The sequence below is a fragment of the Streptomyces sp. NBC_01017 genome, from assembly GCF_045162795.1.
Classification (GTDB): Bacteria; Actinomycetota; Actinomycetes; order Streptomycetales; family Streptomycetaceae; genus Streptomyces; species Streptomyces machairae.
Map to the genome: position 1 here is coordinate 8352821 of NZ_CP108683.1, position 19339 is coordinate 8372159.

A 19339-nucleotide genomic window follows, 5' to 3' on the forward strand; every position below is an offset into this window, starting at 1 on the left:
CGGCAAGGCGGCGGGTCACTTGATGCGGCCCGCCGCCAGCACCACCTGCGCCAGCTCCCGGTGCACGATGTCGCTGTGCGCCCCCGCCGGCGGCCCGCCGCGCCTGACGACCGTCGCCGCGTCGATGTTCACGCACCCCGAGGCGGGCAGCTTCGCCTTCAGTGCCTCGGCCAGCTTGAACGACCGAGTCCCCGGCACCGCCTGCACCCCGCCGTGCCCCAACGCACCCCACTTGGCGCCCAGCATCCGGCCGACGTCGAGAGCCGCGACCCCTCGCGCGTCCCCCGCCATGCGGGAGGCCAGCGGATAGATCGTCGACAGGGCCGAGTCGTGCCGCGAGTGGCAGCACACCAGCGGTCCGTCGATACGGTTCTGCTGGCCCTCCAGCACCCCGCCCGCGCGCGCGTCGTGCGGCAGCCGGGACGCGAACGCGTAGTGCGAGAAGGCGCCTTGGAGCAGCGTCACCGACTTCACCGTGCGTACGCCCTTCGGCAGCCCGCGCAGCGCGAACGACACCAGCCGCGCTCCGAAGCTGTGCCCGACCAGATGCACCCGCACCTGGGGCGTCCGCCCGGCCAGCTGCCCCACCACCCGGCCGAGCCCACGCTCACCGACCGTTCCGGCGCGCCGCTTCATGGCGTAGTACGTGGCCTGCCGCAGCAACTCGTGCGCACCCTCCCAGGGGTTCGGCAGCGAGAACGAGGACGCAGCGGCGGGCACTCCGTCCGGCGCGCCTTCCGGAGTTCTGTCCGGCGTTTCGAGCTGCGCCAGCGCCCGCGCGAACTCCTCGCACACCGCCGTCACCGACCCCGAGAGCATGTCCGGCGAGTTCTGCGGCACGCCCTCCGCCAGCGTGTCCGCCGCGAACAGCACCTGCGGTCCCGGCGGCACGACGTCCACCAGCATCCGCACCAGCCGTCCGAACTCCTCCAACTCGGCCTCTTCGCGCGACTGTTGGTCCAACAACCGCGCGATCTGGTCGATCACGGTCGCCCGCCCGGGAAAGGTCTCCAGCAGCGCGTGCCGCGTGTCCTTGTCGAGCGCCGGACGACGCGGAAGCTCGGCCGCCACCGCCCGCGGAAGGTCCGGGATCGGCTCGTCCGAGAACCTCATCGACGGCCAGACCACACCCACGTACCCGATCCTCGCCGCCGGGGCGAGCTGCGGGATCGGTGCGAAGAAACGGTCGTAGAGCCGGGTCGCCACCGAACGGTCGTTGTTCCAGCCGTGCGCGAAGACGATCAGATCACGGACCTGGTGCCGCGCCACCCCGGCCAGCAGCCGGTCCCGCTTCCCGGAGTCCGGATCGCCGTCCGCGTCGAAGGTCAGCTCCCAGTAAGGAGTCACGCTCACTGCCGGTTCCGCCATGACGGGCCCCCTCGTCCCCCGAAGTGGTGCGATACGGGCGCATCGTCCTGCTACCGGGCGGGATTGGCCATACGTCATCACCCATCCGTGTAACCCGGCGTGTGGGCCATGAGCGCGGGGCGCTCACTTGTACAGGAGGTACTCCCGCCGCATCCGCCGGAACGCCGCCAGTTCCCCCTGCCAGCCCGCCACCACCTCGTCGGCGCTCGCGCCCGCGTCGATCATCGTGCGGACCTGTGTGGAGCCGGTGAGCTTGTCGATCCAGTTGTCCGGACGCCAACTGAAGCCGCTCCAGGCCCTCTTGGCGGTCACCAGCAGGGCGATGCCGGTGCGGACGGGGTCGTATGCGGCGCGGTCGTGGACGTGGAGCTGTACGCCGCCGATGGTCTTGCCCTGGAACTTGGAGAACGTGGGCGCGAAGTAGGCCTCCCTGAAGCGCACGCCGGGGAGCCGGAGTTCGTTCGCGGCCGCCGCCCAGCGTCCGTCGATGCCTTCAGCGCCCAGCAGCTCGAAGGGGCGGGTGGTGCCGCGTCCCTCCGAGAGGTTCGTGCCCTCGAAGAGACATGTGCCCGAGTAGACGAGCGCGGTGTCCGGCGTCGGCATGTTCGGGCTCGGCGGCACCCACGGCAGGTCCCAGACGTCGTAGAACCCGGACCGCTTCCAGCCCGTCATCCGTACGGTCTCCAGCGGCACCGGGGTGGTGAGGAACTCCCCGTTGAACAGCCGCGCCAGCTCGGCGACCGTCATGCCGTGCGCCTGGCAGATGGGCCGGCGGCCGACGAAGGTGGCGAACTCCTTGTGGAGGACGGGGCCTTGGGCCGCGCGTCCGGTCACCGGGTTCGGCCGGTCCAGTACGACGAAGCGCTTGCCGGCCAGCTGGGCCGCCTCCATGCAGTCGTAGAGCGTCCAGATGTAGGTGTAGAAGCGGGCGCCCACGTCCTGGATGTCGAAGACCACCGTGTCCACGCCGGACGCGGTGAAGATGTCGGCGAGGGGCCGGCCGCTCTTCAGGTACGTGTCGTAGACCGGGAGCCCGGTCGCCGGGTCGTCGTAGCGGCCCTCGGAGCCGCCTGCCTGGGCGGTGCCGCGAAAGCCGTGCTCGGGGCCGAAGACCGCCGCCAGGTTCACCCTTTCGTCGGCGTGCATGACGTCTACGATGTGGCGGACGTCGCGGGTTACGCCGGTGGGGTTGGTGACGATTCCGACGCTCTGGCCTCGCAGGGCTGCGTAGCCGCTTGCGGCGAGATTCTCGAAGCCGGTCCGCAGGCGGTACTGGGTCGCTGAGGCCGGGGGTGCGGCGGAGAGTGCGGTTGCTGCCGTGGTCGCTGCGAGGAGAGCTCGTCTGGATAGGCGCATGAGGGGCACGGTATTGCTCCCGCAGGGTGGGGGGAAGGTGCCGGTTGGTTGTGGCTTGTCGCGCCCACGCGGCGGAGCCGCACATCGATACGGCCCCGCGCCCCCGGGGGCATTGCAGTCGTCCTTCCCACGGACATACCGACCGGTTAGTCTGGCCGTCATAGCAGAGCCGCAGTCGAAGGAGACCGATGGTGGAAGCCGTTCAGGGTGCCGGAGTCGTCGTGACCGGGGCTGGGGGTGGCATCGGGGCCGCGCTGGCCCGGCGCTTTGCCGCCGAGGGGGCTCGTGTCGTCGTCAACGATCTGGACGCGGGGAAGGCGAAGACAGTCGCCGAGGAGATCGGCGGCATCGCGGTGCCCGGCGACGCCTCCGCCATCGTCGCCGAAGCCCGGGACGCGCTCGGCGGTGCGGTCGATGTCTACTGCGCCAACGCCGGGGTCGCCTTCGGCGGGCCCGACCTCGACGACCTCGCCGACGAGAAGTCCTGGTCGCTCTCCTGGGACGTCAATGTCATGGCACACGTGCGTGCCGCCCACGCACTGCTCCCCGCCTGGCTGGAGCGCGGCAGCGGACGCTTCGTCTCCACCGTCTCCGCCGCCGGACTGCTCACCATGATCGGCGCCGCGCCCTACGCCGTCACCAAGCACGGCGCCTATGCCTTCGCCGAGTACCTGTCGCTGACGTACCGCCACCGCGGCGTCAAGGTGCACGCCATCTGCCCGCAGGGCGTGCGCACCGACATGCTGGACGCCACCGGCAGCGCGGGTGACCTGGTGCTCAAGCCCACCGCCATCGCGCCACAGGACGTGGCGGACGCCCTGTTCAAGGGCATGGCGGAGGACCGCTTCCTGATCCTGCCGCACCCCGAGGTCGCCGGGTACCACCAGGCGCGGGCCGCCGAGCCGGACCGCTGGCTGACCAACATGAACCACCTCCAGCAGAAGTGGGAGGAAGCCCGGTGACCGAATCCCTGTACGCGGCCAAGCCCTGGGTGGCCCTGCTCACCGACGTCCAGCGCGCCCCGATCGCACCGGCCGACTCGCTCGTGCACGCCCTGCGCCGGGCCGTCGCCGAGACCCCGGAGCGCGACTTCCTCGCCTACTTCGACGGCCGCCTCACCTACCGCGAGGTCGACGAGCTCAGCGACTCCGTCGCCGGGCACCTCGCCGCCCGTGGCCTGGAGCGCGGCGACCGGGTGGCGGTCCTGCTGCAGAACTCCCCGCACTTCGTGCTCGCCCTGCTCGGCGCCTGGAAGGCGGGGGCGGTCGTCGTGCCGGTCAACCCCATGTACAAGTCGGGGGAGGTGGGCCATGTCCTGCGGGACGGGGAAGTGGCCGCGCTGATCTGCTCGGACCGGGCCTGGGAGTCGTACCTGCGCGAGACTGCGGCCGACTCGCCGGTGCGGATCGTGCTCACCGGCTGTGAGCTGGATTTCCAGACGCGGGGCGACGCGCGCGTGCTGACCTTCGAGCGACTGCCGGACGCCGAGGACGCCGACGACCTGACGACCGTCGCCCGCGCCGGGCACAAGGCGCCTCAGGGGCGTGACCTCGGCCCGTCCGACATCGCGCTGATCAGCTACACCTCCGGTACGAGCGGCACCCCCAAGGGCGCCACCAACACGCACGGCAACGTCATGTACAACGCCGAGCGCCAGCGGACGGGGCTCGGCCTGCCGGACGCGCCCGTGTACTACGCGCTGGCACCCCTGTTCCACATCACCGGGATGGTCTGCCAGCTCGGCGCGAGCCTCAACAGCGCGGGCACGCTGGTGCTGACGTACCGCTTCGACGCGGGTGTCGTGCTGGACGCGTTCGCCGAGCACCGGCCGCACTACACGGTCGGCCCGTCGACGGCCTTCATGGCGCTGGCCGCCCACCCGGCCGTCACCCCGGAGCACTTCTCCTCCTTCGTGAACATCTCCTCGGGCGGCGCCCCCGTTCCGCCCGCCCTGGTGGAGAAGTTCCGGGCCGGCTTCGGGCCGTACATCCGCAACGGCTACGGCCTCACCGAGTGCACCGCCCCCTGCGCCTCCGTCCCGCCCGGCCTGGAGGCCCCCGTCGACCCGGCCTCGGGGACGCTGGCCGTGGGGCTGCCCGGCCCGGAGACGGTCGTACGGATCGTCGACGAGCAGGGCCAGGAGGTGCCGTTCGGCGAGCAGGGCGAGATCGTGGTGCGCGGGCCGCAGGTCGTGCCCGGCTACTGGCGGCGCCCCGACGCCACCGCCGAGACCTTCCCCGACGGCGAACTGCGCACCGGGGACATCGGCTTCATGGACGCCGAGGGCTGGCTGTACGTCGTCGACCGCAAGAAGGACATGATCAACGCGTCCGGCTTCAAGGTGTGGCCGCGCGAGGTCGAGGACGTGCTGTACACCCACCCGGCGGTCCGCGAGGCGGCCGTCGTGGGGGTGCCCGACGGGTACCGCGGGGAGACCGTCAAGGCGTACATCAGCCTCCGTCCGGGTGCGGAAACGGACCCCGACACACTCGCCGCTTACTGCAAGGAGAGACTGGCCGCCTACAAATATCCGCGTCAGGTGGAGATCCTGCCGGACTTGCCCAAGACGGCAAGTGGGAAGATCCTCCGTCGGGAACTTCGTTCCCGGGCGAACGACGGCTAGACGCAAGCAGGAAAATCTCGGAAGGGCAGGTGGCGGCACAGTGGCCAGGACGACGGACGGTGACGGTACGCCCGTCCCGCAGCGGCTGCTCGCCGCCGCCACCCGGCTCTTCGCTGAGCAGGGCTACGACCGCACCTCGGTGCAGGAGATCGTCGAGGCGGCCGGCGTCACCAAGGGGGCGCTGTACCACTACTTCGGTTCCAAGGACGACCTCCTGCACGAGGTGTACGCGCGCGTGCTGCGCGTTCAGCAGGAGCGGCTCGATGCCTTCGCGGGGGCCGACGAGCCCATCGAGAAGCGGCTGCGGGGAGCGGCGGCGGACGTCGTGGTGACGACCATCGAGAACCTCGACGACGCGATGATCTTCTTCCGTTCGATGCACCATCTGAGCCCGGAGAAGAACAAGCAGGTGCGCGCCGAGCGGCGGCGCTACCACGAGCGCTTCCGCGCGCTCGTCGAGGAGGGCCAGGAGGCGGGCGTCTTCTCCACGGCGACCCCGGCGGACCTCGTCGTGGACTACCACTTCGGCTCCGTGCACCACCTGTCGACCTGGTACCGCCCCGACGGCCCGATGGGCCCCCAGGAGGTCGCGGACCACTTGGCGGACCTGCTGCTGCGGGCGCTGCGGCCCTGAGGAGACGGGTGCGGGTACGGGTAAGGGGCGGTCGCTCGTGCGGCCGCCCCTTACCTACGTCCCGTTACAGGTACTTCTTCAACTCCCGCCGAGCCAGCGACCGCTGGTGCACCTCGTCCGGCCCGTCGGCGATCATCAGGGTCCGCGCCCCGGCGTACAGCTCCGCGAGCGGGAAGTCCTGGCTGACACCCCCCGCCCCGTGCAACTGGATCGCCCGGTCGATGATGTCGACGACCGCCCGCGGTGTGGCGATCTTGATGGACTGGATCTCCGTGTGGGCACCCTTGTTGCCGACGGTGTCCATCAGCCAGGCCGTCTTCAGGACCAGGAGCCGCAACTGCTCGACCGTCACCCGCGCGTCGGCGATCCAGTTGTGGATCACGCCCTGCTGGGCCAGCGCCTTGCCGAACGCGTTCCGGGACACCGCCCGCCGGCACATCAGCTCGATCGCCCGCTCGGCCATCCCGATCAGCCGCATGCAGTGGTGGATACGGCCCGGACCGAGTCGCGCCTGCGCGATGGCGAAGCCGCCGCCCTCCTCGCCGATGAGGTTGGACACCGGCACGCGCGCGTGGTCGAAGATCACCTCGGCGTGACCGCCGTGGGAGTGGTCCTCGTAGCCGAAGACCTGCATGGCGCGCTTGATGGTGACGCCCGGGGTGTCGCGGGGCACCAGGACCATGGACTGCTGACGGCGGATGTCCTCGCCGTCCGGGTCCGTCTTGCCCATCACGATGAGGATCTTGCAGTCCGGGTTCATGGCCCCGGAGATGTACCACTTGCGGCCGGTGATGACGTACTCGTCGCCGTCCCGCTCGATGAGCGTGGTGATGTTGGTGGCGTCCGAGGAGGCCACATCCGGCTCGGTCATCGCGAACGCCGAGCGGATCTCACCGGCCAGCAGCGGCTCCAGCCACTGCTTCTTCTGCTGCTCGTCGCCGAACTGGGACAGCACCTCCATGTTCCCGGTGTCGGGCGCCGCGCAGTTCGTGGCCGTCGGCGCCAGGTGCGGGGAGCGGCCGGTGATTTCGGCGAGCGGGGCGTACTGGAGGTTGGTGAGCCCGGCCCCGTACTCCTGGTCCGGCAGGAAGAGGTTCCACAGGCCCTGCCTGCGCGCCTCGGCCTTGAGCTCCTCCACCACGGCCGGCGTGTCCCAAGGGGACGCCAGCTCGGCCCGCTGCTCCTCGGCGACCGCCTCGGCGGGATAGACGTACTCGTCCATGAAGGCGAGCAGCTTGGCGCGCAGCTCCTCGGTGCGTGCGTCGAACGCGAAGTCCATATCCCGTCAGCCTTCCTGGATGCCGTCTTGAAGCGTGGTCAGGCCGTGCTCGATGAAGACCGGGACCAGGTCGCCGATGCGGTCGAAGCCGCGGCCGACCGTCTGGCCGAGCGTGTAGCGGTAGTGGATGCCCTCCAGGATCACGGCGAGCTTGAACCAGGCGAACGCCGTGTACCAGGAGACCGCGGAGACGTCGCGCCCCGAGCGCGCGGCGTACCGCTCGATCAGTTCGGCCGGTTCCGGATGCCCCGGGGCCTCGGCGGTCGTGGAGACGGGGGAGTCGGGCATGCCCAGCGGCATGCTGTACATGACCAGCAGACCCAGGTCGGTCAGCGGGTCGCCCAGCGTCGACATCTCCCAGTCGAGGATCGCCTTGATCTTGTCGTCGTCACCGATGAGGACGTTGTCCAGCCGGTAGTCGCCGTGCACCACCGTCGCCGCGGGAGAGGCCGGCAGCCTGCGGCCGAGCGTCGCGTGCAGCTCGTCGATGCCGGCCAGGTCGCGGTTGCGGGAGGCGTCCAACTGCTTGCCCCAGCGCCGCAGTTGGCGGTCCAGGAAGCCCTCGGGCCGGCCGAAGTCCGCAAGGCCCACCGACGCCGGGTCCACCGCGTGCAGCTCGACGAGCGTGTCCACCAGCGACAGCACCGCGCCCCGGGTGCGCTCCGCGCCGAGCGGGGCGAGCTGGTCGGCCGTGCGGTACGGGGTGCCCTCGACGAACTCCATGACGTAGAACGGCGCCCCGAGCACCTCGTCGTCCTCGCACAGCAGCACCGGCCGCGGCACCGGCACGTCCGTCGGGTGCAGCGCGCTGATGACCCGGTGCTCGCGCTTCATGTCGTGCGCCGTGGCGAGGACGTGGCCGAGCGGGGGCCGTCGTACGACCCACTGCGAGGTGCCGTCGGAGACCAGGTACGTGAGGTTCGACCGTCCGCCCTCGATCAGCCGGCCGGTCAGCGGACCGTGCGCCAGACCGGGCCGCTCGCGCTCGAGCAGGCCGCGCAGCCGGTCCAGGTCGAGGCCGGGCGGATGGTCGGGGCTCATACAGGGCTCCTCAAGGCAGGTGAACCAGACCTGACTCATGATGCCGACCAGTCGGTATGTCGTCCAGTGGGGGAGCCGAACGTGATCGGGGCCACGATAGGCCGACAGCTCCCCGCGCGGTGCGTCGGGGAGCTGTCGGGAGTGCGTTCTCGGCCAGAACGGGGCGGGTCGGTCAGGGCCGCCCGTGGGCTCAGTGGTCGTCCCAGTGGCCTCCGTGGGCGGCGTGCCGGTGGCCGTCGTGCAGGTAGTCGACGTGGTCGCCGTGCAGCACGCTCTCGTGCCCGCAGTCGGCGCCGTGCTGATGGGTGTGGCCGTCGTGCGCGACGTGCCCGTCCGTCTCGCACTCGTCCCAGTGGCCGCTGTGCTCCCTGTGCAGGTGACCGTCGTGCGCGTAGTCGGTGTGGTCGCCGTGCGGCACCGCGGTGTGCCCGCAGTCCGGACCGTGGGCGTGCGTGTGGGAGGGGTGTTCCACGTGCATGGTGGTCATGGTGCTCACCTTCGAAGGTGCGGGTTGTGACGTCGGACAGGCTGCCACGCAAACGGCGCATATCGGGTTATTCGGGCTTGCGTGGCGCCCTCCCAGCCCGGAGGGTCGAACCCATGAAGGGGATCAGCTACACACGCTACGGCGGGCCCGACGAGCTCGCATACGGGGATGTGCGCGATCCGCGCGTCGGCCCCGACTCCGTGCTGGTGAAGGTGCGGGCGGCCGCGGTCAACCCGGTCGACTGGAAGTGCCGCGAGGGCTACATGGACCGGATGCTGGAGCCGGTCTTCCCGGTCGTCCCCGGCTGGGACGTAGCCGGTGTCGTCGTCCAGCCGGGCGTGTCCGTCACGGAGTTCGGCGTCGGTGACGAGGTCATCGGCTATGTGCGTGAGGACGTCCTCTCCCGTGGCACCTTCGCCGAGTATGTCGCCGCGCCCGTACGCACCCTCGCGCGCAAGCCCCGCAACCTCACCTGGGAGGAGGCGGCCGGTCTGCCGCTGGTGGGGCTGACGGCGTTCCAGGTGCTGACCAAGGTCCTCCAGGTCAAGCGCGGCGAGACGGTCCTGGTGCACGCCGCGGCCGGCGGTGTGGGCTCGATCGCCGTCCAGCTCGCCCGCCATCTGGGTGCCCGGGTGATCGGTACGGCGAGCGCGCACAACCACGACTTCGTACGCGGTCTCGGCGGTGAGCCGGTCGAGTACGGCGACGGCCTGACCGAGCGGGTGCGAGGGCTTGCGCCCGAGGGCGTGGACGCGGCCTTCGACACGGTCGGCGGTGACGCGCTGAAGGCCTCGGCCAACCTGCTGGCCCCCGAGGGCCGCCTGGTGTCCATCGCCGACCCGGACGTCTTCGACTACGGGGGCCGCTACTACTTCGTCCGCCCCGACGCGGCGGACCTGCTGCGGCTGTCCGAGCTGGCGGAGGAGGGGGTGGTGTCCGTGCACGTCTCACAGACGTTCCCGCTGGAGCGGGCGGCGGACGCGCACCGGCTCAACCAGGAGGGCCGTACCCGGGGCAAGATCGTGGTGACGGTGGACTGGGAGACGGAGGAGGAGCCGGTGGCGCCGGAGGGGCTGTGGCAGGGGGCGGAGTGAACGGGCCGTAGCCGAAGGCGGGTCTCAGAGGACCAGGGCGGCGCCGCAGATGGCCAGGGCCAGGGTGAAGAGGACCGTGGCCGTGGCGTGCCGGGGGGCCAGCGCCGCCGGTTCGGCGGACGAGGCGAGGACGCGGATACGGCGGTGGGCGAGGGCCAGGAAGCCCAGCCACAGCCCGATGCACAGGGCGCCGACGAGGAGCCCGACCACCGAGACGTCGCCGTGCAGTGCGGCCTTCACGGCGAGTACGGCGGCCACGGTGCCGGACAGTGTCGTACGGCGCCACGCGAGACGCGTCCGCTCGGGCTGCAGCCCCGGATCCCTGACGGGCTCGGCGACCGCCCCGGGGTTCACCCTTCCCACCCCACGAGCACGACGACGACCATCGCGATGGCCACGACCGCGACCACCAGGCTCAGCACCGCCGGGAACCGCGAGACGGGCAGGTCCTCGCCCCGCCGCATCGCCCGCTCGCAGCGCACCCAGTGATTGACCGCACGCAACGAACACAGCACGCCGGCCGCGAGCAGCGCGAGCGCCAGCCCGACGCGCCAGCCCCAGCGCAGGTCCGGCAGGAACTGGTCCACCGCGAAGCCGCCGCCGACGAGCGCGAGCGCGGTACGCAGCCAGGCCAGGAAGGTGCGCTCGTTGGCCAGCGAGAACCGGTAGTCGGGCGTGCCGCCCTCCTGCCGGATCTCCTGCGGCGCAAACCACAGCCGGACGTTCCGTACGAACTCGATCACATGCCCGACCCTATCCGGGGCCGCGGACAGGGGACGTTTCGGCACCGTCCGGCACGCCCCGACCCGGGACGGGCCTCCACGGCGCGGACCGGCAGCAGGCCGGTTCTTCCAGGGGCGGAGGCGGTGGGCTGCCCGGGCACGTGGCAGACGCGGCGGCGGTGGTGAGGGCGCGGGCGGTCGGTGCGCTCAAGGGGGCGCGAGGGCCGGCCGCGGAGGGGGCGCGTCCGAGTACGGCGTCGGCGAGGAGTGCTTCAAGGGGGGGGCGGGCTGGGCTGCCCCCAGGGTGTGTCCACGGTGGCGGCGACGGCGCGGATGGCCGGCGTGCCGAGGAAGATCACGGCGGCGCGGCGGCGGCCCCGCCCGAGCCATGACCGGGGCCGTCGAGGTAGCCCGGAGCTCAATGGGCGCAGGAGATACAGCGGCGCGGGGACTTGTCCGAGCGGTGGCGATGGCGCGGGCGGTCGGTGTGCTCAGGGAGGTCGCGGTGGCCGCGGAGGGGGTGTCCGTGAGCGACGTGGGCCGGGAGATGGCTCCGTCGAGGTAGCCCGGGTGCTCCCCGAGGCGGAGCCGATGCAGATGCCCGGGCACGTGTCCGAGGCGATGGTGGGGGCGGTCGGTGTGCTCAGGGAGGTCGCGGTGGCCGCGGAGGGGGTGTCCGTGAGCGACGGCGGCCAGGAGATGGCCCCGTCGAGGTAGCCCTGGTGCTCCCCGAGGCGGAGCTGATGGAGATGCCCGGGCACGTGTCCGAGGCGATGGTGGGGGCGGTCGGTGTGCTCAGGGAGGTCGCGGTGGCCGCGGAGGGGGTGTCCGTGAGCGACGTGGGCCGGGAGATGGCCCCGTCGAGGTAGCCCTGGTGCTCCCAGAGGCGGATGCCCCGCCGCCTGCCCGAGCCGGCGGCACGTCCGTCTCGGTGCCCTGGGCCAGGGGCGCACCCCGTCGACGCGCCCGCGAGGCTGCCGCGCGGCGGCTCAGCCGGCCGCCCGGTGGGCCTTGAGGCGCTCGTACGCCGCCAGGCCGTCCGGTACCCACGTCCAGTCCGCCAGCCGCCGTTCCACCTCGGTCTCTGCCAGGAAGTCGTGCCAGGCGACCTCCTCCGGCTGCGGGCGCACCGGCAGCTCGCAGCGGACCTCGTACACCGCCGACCACCAGGTCTGCCCGGCGCCGTCGTCGTAGAGGAACTTGAAGAGGTAGGTGGGGCGGGGGAGGCCGCTGACGCCGAGTTCCTCCTCGGCCTCGCGCAGCGCGGCGTCGTCGTACGACTCGCCCGCGCCGACCACACCGCCGACGAACATGTCGTAGCGCGAGGGAAAGACCAGCTTCGTGGGCGTGCGGCGATGGACGAAGAGGCGGCCCTCCGAATCCCGGGCCTCGATGAAGACGCAGCGGTGGCGCAGCCCCTTGGCGTAGGCCTCGCCGCGCCGGGACCGGCCGACGACCCGGTCGTGCTCGTCGACGATGTCGAGAGTCTCGTCAGCAGCGCTCATGGGGGCCATCCAACCAGGGCGGCACCCGGATGGTCAGCGCGCCGGAACCGCCGCCACCGCCGCACGATGCTGCGGCTGCTTCACGCCGCACGGCATCGCCGAGTGGGTGCCGAGCATGATGATGCCCACCACGATCGCGGCGAGCCCCGCCGCTTCCCACGCCAGCGCGCCCGAGTCGGCGCGCAGCCGGTCGCCGAGGAAGCCGACGCCGCACAGGATGCCGGCCAGCGGCTGGGCCGCGGTCAGGGCCGGCAGGGACATACGCAGGGATGCCGTCTCGAACGCGCTCTGGACGAGGATCAGCCCGGTGAGGCCGAGCGCCACCACGGCGTACGGCTGCCAGCTGGTGAGGACCTCCGCCATGCCGCCCTCGGCGAAACGCTGCCCGGTCAGGCGCGTCAGGGCGTCCTGCACGCCGTACAGCAGACCGGCGGCCGTGGCCAGCAGCGCAGGACCGGCCCTGAGCCGCGAACGCTTGGCGTACGCCGTGAGCAGCAGAGCCGCCCCGATCATGACGCCGATGATCAGCCATTGCCGGAAGGGGCCGCTGGGCGCCGTCCCGCCGTGTGGCTGTCCGGCGACGATGAAGGCTGTGACACCGCCCGCGAGCAGTGCGAGTCCCGTCCAGCCCTGGCGGCCCAGCGGCTGCTTGGTCTGGCGGCGGGAGAGGGCGAGCGCGAAGAGCAGGTTCGTCGCCAGCAGCGGTTCCACGAGGGAGATCTCGCCCTGGCCCAGCGCCATCGCGCCGAGCGCCATGCCGACCACCATGAGCCCGATGCCGCCCAGCCAGCGGGGCACCTTCATCAGGTCGAGGAGGATCCGGGGGGAGAGGAAGTCGTTCAGCGGCGCCTTCCGGGCCGCGTTCTGCTGCAGTACGAAGCCGAAGCCCAGGCAGCAGGCGGCGCTCACGGCGAGTATCAGGATCAGAAGCGACACGCTGCGTACCTCGATCATCCTGCCGGGTGAGGGGACGGGGTGCGTAAGGGCCGACTGTAGCGGCCCCAGGCCCGGCATGCGCGTCCTGCCATCGTGCGATGCCTGGTCCGGCTACGCCATGACGTACGCCACACACTCTGAACAATTCCGACATTTAAGGCAAGGTGCGTGGACGGTGAACGCATCAATTGCCCCACCAGTAACACCAGTTGACGCGTGTAACGCCTCGGCGGCCCTTGACGTGAACCATTGGCTGCGGGTTTGCTGTGCGTGATCAAACGATGACAGGCCACACTCTCCCCCCGGCATTCTTCCCCCGACAGAACCCAGAACCGGTGTCCCCACCCCCGCCACCCCTCGGCCGCGGCCGCAAGCGCGCATCCCACACCTTCGACGCGGCCCTGGACGACGCCGAGCTCGCCGCCGCCCGCGCCGCGCTGGCCCAGGGCAGATGGCAGACGGCCCGCTCACTGCTCGCCCGGACCGGCGACGACTGGGACCGCAGAGGGCACCGCGTCACCGTCCTCGCGCAGGAGCCGTCCTGCGTCCCCTGGACCCGCGACTGGCTGCTCGCCGAGCCCGACTCCGCCGACGCCGCCGTCCTGCTCGCCCTCGCCCAGGTCCAGCGCGCCCTGCGCGGCAAGGAGAGACCTGTCCGGGCCCGCGAGTCGTGCCACGCCGCCGCCGCGCTCGCGCCCGGCGACCCCACCCCCTGGCTCGGCCTGCTCATGCTGGAGAGCGCGCTCGGCGCCGAGGAGGCGGTGCGGCGTCTGTTCGCCGAGGTCGGCGCCCGGTACGCCGATCACCATCACGCCCACCACCTGATGGTCGCCCGGCTCGCCGAACGCCACACCGGTGCCGGTCCCGACCCGCTGCACGAGGTGTACGACTTCGCCAACGCGGCCGCCGAGCGGGCCCCCGCCGACTCCCCGCTCGCCGTCCTCCCGGTCATCGCCCACGCCGAGCGCTACCGCGTCCTCGCGGGTGCGGGGCGTGAGCAGCCCGACGCGGCCACCTCCGGGCACTGGGCCGGCCGCCGGGCCCGGCAGGTGATGCGGGCCGCCTTCGACTGGTGGCTGGAGTGGGAGCAGGAGGGTCACCCGCGCCGTCTGATCGACCTGAACTACCTCGCCCACGCCAAGGTCTGCGAGGGCCGCGGCGCCGAGGCCGCCGCCCTGTTCCACCGGATCGGCGAGCACGCCACCCCGTCGCCGTGGTCGTACCCGGACCGCGAGCCGTATCCCGCCTTCCGCGCCGCACGCGACACCGCGCTCGGCACGGCGTAACGCCCCCAACCGCAGTCGACCCAAGGACGGTCCCCGATGACCACGGGCAGTTCCAGCACGAGCAGAACCACCGCCGGCAGTGGCGGGATCAGTACGTTCAAGGGACAGGACCGGGCCCTGCGCGCCGACCGGCTGGGCACGACGGGCCTGCTGCTGTCCGTGCTCGCCGCGACGGCACCCCTCATGGTGGTCGCGGGTGTCATGCCCACGACCTTCGGGGTGATGGGCGTCGTCGGGCAGCCGCTCCTCTTCGTGATCCTCGGCCTCGTCCTCGCGCTCTTCAGCGTCGGATACGCCGAGATGAGCCGGCACGTCCACAACGCCGGCGCCTTCTACGCCTACATCTCCCGCGGCCTCGGCGGCACCGCAGGCGCCGGCGCCGCGATGGTCGCGCTCGTCGCCTACAACGCCCTCCAGGTCGGCATCTACGGCATCTTCGGCTTCGAGGTCTCCGGGCTGTTCGCCACCTACCTCGACACGGAGGTCGCCTGGTGGATACCGGCGCTGGCGGCCGTCCTCCTCGTCGGCGGACTCGGCTGGCTGAAGATCGACCTCAACGCGCGCGTGCTCGGCGTCCTGCTGATCATCGAGGTCGCCCTCGTGGTCATCTTCGACGTCGCCGCGATCGCCGACCCCGGCAAGGAGGGCCTGTCGCTGCACGCCTTCAACCCGGACACCCTCACCGGCGCCGGCATCGGCACCGCCCTGTGCTTCTGCGTCGCCGCCTTCCTCGGCTTCGAGCAGGCCCCCGTCTACGCCGAGGAGACCAGCCGCCCGCACGTCCTCGTGCCCCGCGTGATGTTCCTCGCCATCGGCGGCATCGCCGTCTTCTACACGATCAGCTGCTGGGCGTACACCGTCGCCGCCGGGCCCTCGGCCATCGTCGGCACCGCACAGGAGCAGAGCGCCGGGCTGCTGTTCTTCCTCACCGAGGACCTCCTCGGCGCCGGCTTCACCGACGTCCTGCACGTGCTGTTCGTGACCGGGATGTTCGCGGCGATGCTCAGCTTCCACAACGTCGTCGCCCGTTACGCCTTCGCCATGGGCCGCGAGGGCCTGCTGCCGTCCGCCTTCGGCCGCACCAGCGGCGCGAGCGGCGCCCCCGGCACCGGTTCGCTGCTGCAGACGGCGATCTCCCTCGTGGTCGTCGCCGCCTTCGCGCTCACCGACGACAGGCCGACCGGCGACCCGACCGCACCGGTGCTGCACCTGTTCACCTGGATGGGCAACCTCGGCGCGCTGGGCGTCGCCGCGCTGATGGCCGCCGCGTCGGTCTCCGTCATCGCCTTCTTCGTGCGCCGCGGGGCCGTCGCCGCCCAGTTCTGGCGGCTGGCCGCCTCCGGGCTCTCGGTCGTCGGGCTGCTGTTCATCGTCGTCTACACCGTCAAGGACTTCGACGTCCTGATCGGCGCGGGCCCGGACTCGGCCCTGAACTGGGCGTTGCCCGCCGTCATCGTCCTCGCGCTGGTCGTGGGCGTGCTCCAGGGCCTGTTCCTGCGCTCCCGCGCACCCGAGCGGCACGCCCGCATCGGGCTCGGCAACGAGGCGTTCCAGCTGGACAAGGCGGCGGCGGAGAAGCCGTAGCCGGGTTCCGTGCGCGAGAGCCGCGTAAGAAGTGATTACGGAACCCTGACGAGCACCCGCGATCCCTGGTCCGGCCGGGGTCGCAGGTGTTCGAATGAGTACGTGAACCGCGAACAGCCCGAGCACGAGGGCGGAGAACAGGGCGAGGAGCAGTACGAGGAACAGGGCGAGGAGCAGATCGGGCAGAAGGGCAAGCCGATCGGCCGCCGTGTCCTGCTCGGCACCCTCGGCCTGGGCGCCCTCGGCGTGGTCACCGCGCCCGTTTTGCAGCGCGGGATGGAGTCCTTCCTCGCGAGCGCGTCCGACAAGGACCCCACCGGCCTGACCGACCTGCTGCCCAACGGCGGCGGCTTCCGCTACTACTCGGTGACCTCTTCCGTCCCCCGCAAGAACGCCGCCACCTACCGCCTCGCCATCGACGGCCTGGTCGACCGCCCCAGGACCTACACGCTGGCCGACCTGCGCGCCCTGCCGCAGACCCGGATGGTGCGCGACGTCCAGTGCGTCACCGGCTGGCGGGTCCCCGACACCCCCTTCCAGGGAGTGCGCCTGTCCCGCCTCCTCGACGCCGCGGGACTGCGCAAGGATGCCGGGGCGGTGCGCTTCACCTGCTTCGACGGCGCCTACAGCGAGAGCCTCACCCTCGACCAGGCCCGCCGCGCCGACGTGATGGTGGCCCTGCGCATGCAGGACAAGGACCTGAACCACGCCCACGGCGGCCCGGTCCGCCTCTATGTGGCGCCCATGTACTTCTACAAGTCCGCCAAGTGGCTGTCCGGCATCACCGTCACCGAGGACGTGAAACCGGGCTACTGGGAGGAACGGGGCTACGACGTCGACGCCTGGGTCGGCCGCTCGAACGGACGCGACGATGAGCCTACGACTTGACGCCCCCGGCCGGTCCACGGACGTCCGGCGCTTCGGCCCGGCGACCCGCTGGGTGCACCGCACGACGGCCGCGCTGATGGGCGTGTGCGTGGTGACCGCGGCCTGTCTGTACATCCCGCAGCTCGCCGAGCTCGTCGGCCGCCGCGAGCTGGTGGTCCGTATCCACGAGTGGGCCGGCCTCGCCCTGCCCGTGCCGGTCCTGGCCGGCGTCGCCTCCCGCTTCTTCCGCGCCGACCTCGGCTTCCTCAACCGCTTCGGCCCGCACGACCGCGTCTGGCTGCGCGCCGCCCTGCACCGCGACAAGCGGCCCGCGTCCCGTCCGGCGGGCAAGTTCAACGCCGGGCAGAAGATCTACGCCGCGTGGATCGCCGGCGCGACACTGGTGATGGTCGGCACCGGCCTCATCATGTGGTTCACCCACCTCACTCCCCTGGAGTGGCGCACCAGCGCGACCTTCGTCCACGACTGGCTGGCCCTCACCATCGGCATCGTCCTCGCCGGCCACATCGGCATGGCCCTGGGCGACCCGGAGGCCCGCCGGGGCATGCGGACGGGCTCGGTCAGCCGGGAGTGGGCGGAGCGGGAGCATTCACGGTGGCGGCCATGACGGGCTGTACGGCGACAGGCTGGAGCGCTCCCTGAGGGTCCCGAACGTCGAGGTCGGTGAGCTGAGTTGTGCCACCGGCCGGCATCTCCGGGCCGGGCGATGACGCCGGTCCGGCGAGGTCTGGCACCTTGGCGCCGGGCGGTGAGACTGATTTGCCGTCGGTGGGCGATTGCGCGCCGGGTGATGGCATTGGTCCGGTGAGGTCTGGTACGTCTGCGTCGGGCGGTGAGACTGGTCTGCCGTCGGTGGGCGATTGCGCGCCGGGTGATGGCATTGGTCTGGTGAGGTCTGGTACGTCTGCGTCGGGCGGTGAGACTGGTCTGCCGTCGGTGGGCGATTGCGCGCCGGGTGATGGCATTGGTCTGGTGAGGTCTGGTACGTCTGCGTCGGGCGGTGAGACTGGTCTGCCGTCGGTGGGCGATTGCGCGCCGGGTGATGGCATTGGTCTGGTGAGGTCTGGTACGTCTGCGTCGGGCGGTGAGACTGATCTGCCGTCGGTCGGCGATTGCGCGCCGGGTGATGGCATTGGTCCGGTGAGGTCTGGTACGTCTGCGTCGGGCGGTGAGACTGGTCTGCCGTCGGTCGGCGATTGCGCGCCGGGTGATGGCATTGGTCCGGTGAGGTCTGGCACGTCTGCGTCGGGCGGTGACACCGATCCGCCGCCGGCCGGTACCTCCGTGCCAAGCGATGACACTGGTCCGCCGAGATCCGGCACGTCCGCGCCGGGCGATGACACCGATCCGCCGCCGGCGGGCACGTCCGCGCCGGGCGATGACACCGATCCGCCGCCGGCCGGCACCTCCGCGCCGAGCGATGACAGCCGTTCGCCGAGATCCGACACCGCCGCCCCGGCCGGTGACCCCGGCTCATCGGTGGCCCCCGTGCCCGTGCCCGGCTCCTCGACCGTGTCCGGGCCCGTGACCGTGAAGGCCGCCGGCAGCCGGACCTCGGTGCCCGCGTGCCGGACCGCGACCTCGGCCGGGCCCGGCTCCAGGGGCGGTACGGGAACGGACAGCACCAGCCGGTCACCCGACTCGGGCTTCAGGACGGGCACACCCGGTACCACCAGCCCGCCGATGCTCACGCTCGCGTCCCGCAGCAGCTCGGCATGGTCGAAGTAGGTGCCGGTCAGCTCGATGCCGATCGTGTCGCCGGGCCGTGCCTCGCCGTCGCCGCCCGTGTCGACGCCCGCGATCCGGTAGCCGCACGCCGGTGTGCCGCCCGGTGTGGCCGCGAGCCGCACGGTGCCGCCCGGGTGCCGCCGGTGGAAGTCCAGCAGCCCACCGAGAACGGCGTACGCGGCACGCCCCTTGCAGGTGTCCACGCGTCCGGCGAGTCCCGCATGGGCCCCGGCTGCCGTGTCCCAGTCGCCGCCCCTGCCCTGCACGGCCAGACAGGCCGCGGACAGACCGCGCAGCAGCTGCCACTCCGCCTCCGCCGAGTCCTGCGGGATCTTCCCGAGGGCGGACGCGCAGCGCTCCGGCGCTCGGAGCAGGTCGTAGACGCTCGCCGGATCCGGCGTGTCGTCCGAGTCGGGCGAACTCGGGCCGGGCGGGAGCCATGGCGGGGCCTGGAGGACCATGGTGCCCCTGCCGCTCGGGGACGGGGTCGGCGAAGGGCTGGGACTCGCACTCACCACCCCGCCCGGCAACCCGCTCGGGACAACGGCCGGCCCGGAGGCGTTCTCGCCCGCCCGGCCGTTGGGCGACTGCTGGGCCACGGGGGCGGAGCGATCCGCCGGTGCCGTCGGCCCACTGCCGCCCTCGGACGGCCGGGCGGTCACGACCGAACCGTCGCCGCCCCTGCCGTCCGCACTGCCGCGCCCGTCACTCGTGAAGGCCGCGGCGGCCACCGCCACCGCCCCCACCACGAGCAGCCCCGAGATACGCATCCCGAGGGAAACTGCCATGACGCCCCCCGATGTTCACG

The 19339-nt window shown here is 71.9% G+C and carries 20 protein-coding genes; 10 read left to right on the plus strand and 10 right to left on the minus strand.

Features of this window, described 5'->3' with window-relative positions; genetic code table 11:
* Window positions 1-15: 15 nt before the first annotated feature.
* Both OG331_RS38370 and OG331_RS38375 read right to left on the minus strand, forming a co-directional pair.
* Window positions 16-1368, minus strand: a complete 1353-nt coding sequence (locus OG331_RS38370; protein ID WP_406205315.1) for a serine-threonine protein kinase — start codon at window positions 1366-1368, stop codon at window positions 16-18.
* A 123-nt stretch (window positions 1369-1491) separates the two neighbouring features.
* Window positions 1492-2724 carry an exo-beta-N-acetylmuramidase NamZ domain-containing protein gene (locus OG331_RS38375; protein ID WP_406205318.1) on the minus strand — a complete coding sequence of 411 codons (1233 nt, stop codon included), beginning with the start codon at window positions 2722-2724 and terminating at the stop codon, window positions 1492-1494.
* A 188-nt stretch (window positions 2725-2912) separates the two neighbouring features.
* Here OG331_RS38375 and OG331_RS38380 point away from each other — a divergent pair, with 188 nt between their 5' ends.
* From OG331_RS38380 to OG331_RS38390, 3 genes are read left to right on the plus strand one after another with little or no spacing between them, the layout of a single operon-like run.
* Window positions 2913-3686 (plus strand): SDR family oxidoreductase, encoded by a 774-nt coding sequence (locus OG331_RS38380; protein ID WP_406205321.1) that lies wholly within the window; start codon window positions 2913-2915, stop codon window positions 3684-3686.
* Window positions 3683-5347 carry a class I adenylate-forming enzyme family protein gene (locus OG331_RS38385; RefSeq protein ID WP_406205324.1) on the plus strand — a complete coding sequence of 555 codons (1665 nt, stop codon included), beginning with the start codon at window positions 3683-3685 and terminating at the stop codon, window positions 5345-5347. The genes OG331_RS38380 and OG331_RS38385 overlap by 4 nt, the downstream gene beginning before the upstream one ends.
* A gap of 40 nt (window positions 5348-5387) precedes the next feature.
* On the plus strand, window positions 5388-5981 hold the full coding sequence (locus OG331_RS38390) for a TetR/AcrR family transcriptional regulator (protein WP_406205327.1): 594 nt from the start codon (window positions 5388-5390) through the stop codon (window positions 5979-5981).
* A gap of 64 nt (window positions 5982-6045) precedes the next feature.
* On the opposite strand, the gene OG331_RS38395 is transcribed toward OG331_RS38390, so the two are convergent.
* From OG331_RS38395 to OG331_RS38405, 3 genes are all read right to left on the minus strand, one after another.
* Window positions 6046-7260 (minus strand): acyl-CoA dehydrogenase, encoded by a 1215-nt coding sequence (locus OG331_RS38395; RefSeq protein WP_406205330.1) that lies wholly within the window; start codon window positions 7258-7260, stop codon window positions 6046-6048.
* Window positions 7261-7266: 6 nt separating this feature from the next.
* Window positions 7267-8301, minus strand: coding sequence for a phosphotransferase family protein (locus OG331_RS38400; RefSeq protein ID WP_406205333.1), 1035 nt, complete (start codon window positions 8299-8301; stop codon window positions 7267-7269).
* Between the two features lie 190 nt (window positions 8302-8491).
* A complete protein-coding gene (locus OG331_RS38405; RefSeq protein WP_406205337.1) occupies window positions 8492-8788 on the minus strand; it encodes a hypothetical protein in 297 nt (98 codons plus the stop codon).
* Between the two features lie 113 nt (window positions 8789-8901).
* Here OG331_RS38405 and OG331_RS38410 point away from each other — a divergent pair, with 113 nt between their 5' ends.
* Window positions 8902-9882, plus strand: coding sequence for an NADP-dependent oxidoreductase (locus OG331_RS38410; protein ID WP_406205340.1), 981 nt, complete (start codon window positions 8902-8904; stop codon window positions 9880-9882).
* 24 nt (window positions 9883-9906) lie between these two features.
* Here the strand turns inward: OG331_RS38410 and OG331_RS38415 are convergent, their stop codons facing one another.
* Window positions 9907-10236: a DUF202 domain-containing protein gene (locus OG331_RS38415; RefSeq protein WP_406205343.1), complete on the minus strand. Its 330-nt coding sequence runs from the start codon at window positions 10234-10236 to the stop codon at window positions 9907-9909.
* Window positions 10233-10625, minus strand: coding sequence for a DUF202 domain-containing protein (locus OG331_RS38420; protein ID WP_328882705.1), 393 nt, complete (start codon window positions 10623-10625; stop codon window positions 10233-10235). The genes OG331_RS38415 and OG331_RS38420 overlap by 4 nt, the downstream gene beginning before the upstream one ends.
* A gap of 549 nt (window positions 10626-11174) precedes the next feature.
* On the opposite strand from OG331_RS38420, the gene OG331_RS38425 reads away from it, so the two are divergent.
* Both OG331_RS38425 and OG331_RS38430 read left to right on the plus strand, forming a co-directional pair.
* Complete coding sequence (locus OG331_RS38425) at window positions 11175-11321, plus strand: hypothetical protein (protein WP_406205345.1); 147 nt, start codon at window positions 11175-11177, stop codon at window positions 11319-11321.
* A 5-nt stretch (window positions 11322-11326) separates the two neighbouring features.
* Window positions 11327-11473 carry a hypothetical protein gene (locus tag OG331_RS38430; protein WP_406205348.1) on the plus strand — a complete coding sequence of 49 codons (147 nt, stop codon included), beginning with the start codon at window positions 11327-11329 and terminating at the stop codon, window positions 11471-11473.
* A gap of 120 nt (window positions 11474-11593) precedes the next feature.
* Here the strand turns inward: OG331_RS38430 and OG331_RS38435 are convergent, their stop codons facing one another.
* Together OG331_RS38435 and OG331_RS38440 are read right to left on the minus strand one after the other, a co-directional pair.
* Window positions 11594-12109: an NUDIX hydrolase gene (locus tag OG331_RS38435; protein ID WP_406205351.1), complete on the minus strand. Its 516-nt coding sequence runs from the start codon at window positions 12107-12109 to the stop codon at window positions 11594-11596.
* Window positions 12110-12142: 33 nt separating this feature from the next.
* A complete protein-coding gene (locus tag OG331_RS38440; RefSeq protein WP_406205354.1) occupies window positions 12143-13045 on the minus strand; it encodes a DMT family transporter in 903 nt (300 codons plus the stop codon).
* 335 nt (window positions 13046-13380) lie between these two features.
* Here OG331_RS38440 and OG331_RS38445 point away from each other — a divergent pair, with 335 nt between their 5' ends.
* From OG331_RS38445 to OG331_RS38460, 4 genes are all read left to right on the plus strand, one after another.
* Complete coding sequence (locus OG331_RS38445) at window positions 13381-14331, plus strand: hypothetical protein (RefSeq protein ID WP_406205357.1); 951 nt, start codon at window positions 13381-13383, stop codon at window positions 14329-14331.
* Between the two features lie 36 nt (window positions 14332-14367).
* Window positions 14368-15915 carry an APC family permease gene (locus OG331_RS38450; RefSeq protein ID WP_406205360.1) on the plus strand — a complete coding sequence of 516 codons (1548 nt, stop codon included), beginning with the start codon at window positions 14368-14370 and terminating at the stop codon, window positions 15913-15915.
* 177 nt (window positions 15916-16092) lie between these two features.
* Window positions 16093-16803 (plus strand): molybdopterin-dependent oxidoreductase, encoded by a 711-nt coding sequence (locus OG331_RS38455; RefSeq protein ID WP_406210576.1) that lies wholly within the window; start codon window positions 16093-16095, stop codon window positions 16801-16803.
* The gene (locus OG331_RS38460; protein ID WP_406205362.1) at window positions 16787-17410 is read left to right on the plus strand and encodes a cytochrome b/b6 domain-containing protein; all 624 of its coding nucleotides are present in this window, start codon (window positions 16787-16789) and stop codon (window positions 17408-17410) included. Before OG331_RS38455 ends, OG331_RS38460 begins: the two co-directional genes overlap by 17 nt.
* Here the strand turns inward: OG331_RS38460 and OG331_RS38465 are convergent.
* Window positions 17364-19319, minus strand: a complete 1956-nt coding sequence (locus OG331_RS38465; protein WP_406205366.1) for a hypothetical protein — start codon at window positions 19317-19319, stop codon at window positions 17364-17366. The two genes, OG331_RS38460 and OG331_RS38465, sit on opposite strands and share 47 nt — an antisense overlap.
* Between the last annotated feature and the right edge of the window lie 20 nt (window positions 19320-19339).